1 pseudogene is annotated in these 712 nt (G+C 81.9%); it reads right to left on the reverse strand.

From position 1 onward, the window contains the following. Positions 1–31: 31 nt before the first annotated feature. Positions 32–712 (reverse strand): annotated as a pseudogene (locus ABEB16_RS22220) (hypothetical protein); the annotation flags it as partial.

Raw genomic sequence — 712 nt, forward strand, 5'->3', positions numbered from 1 at the left:
CCCGTCAGCGGGGCGTGCGTCTGCGGTCCCGTCAGCGGGGCCGGCCCACCCGTTCGCCCGCTGCGCTGCGCCCACCCGGCCCGCCGGCGGGCCGGGTGGGCAGGTCCTCCGCCGCGGTCGCGACCGGTGGGCGGCCGAACAGGGCGCGCAACCCCCAGGTCGGCCACAGCGCCGCGCGCCAGCGCGTGCCGCGGGGACGCTGGGCGGCCACCACCGCGACGACGGCGTCGACGTCGGCGCGCACGGCGCGCCGATCGCCGGGACGGGCGCCGTCCGGTGCGAACCGGGCCGACTCCACCGCCCTGCGCAGCCGGGTCAGCACCTCGCTCTCGGCGGCGGGCAGTTCGGCGAACTCCCCGAGCAGCTCCGCCGCCCGCCGCGGGGTGGCCGAGGCCGGCCACGCCGCCCCGAGGTCGCGGGTGCGCTCGGCGAGCTCGGTCCAGGCGGCCTCGGCCGCGTCGGCGTCGGAGTCCAGCCCTGACCAGCGCCGGCGCAGCACCACGCGGGCGGACACGCCGGGCAGCAGCAGCACCAGGAGCGCGGCCAGCCCGATGACGATCCACGCCCAGGGCAGGTCGCGCAGCCGGTCGGCACCGGTGCGCTCGGCGGCCTGCCCAGCGGAGCCGGGCGCCGCCGTGGAGGCGCTCGCGGTCGGCGTCGCGGTGGCACCCGGCAGCTGCCGGCCCGGCGCCGGGGCGCTGCTGGCGCCGGG

Source organism: Kineococcus glutinatus, from assembly GCF_039542765.1.
In the GTDB taxonomy this organism is placed as follows: domain Bacteria; phylum Actinomycetota; class Actinomycetes; order Actinomycetales; family Kineococcaceae; genus Kineococcus_A; species Kineococcus_A glutinatus.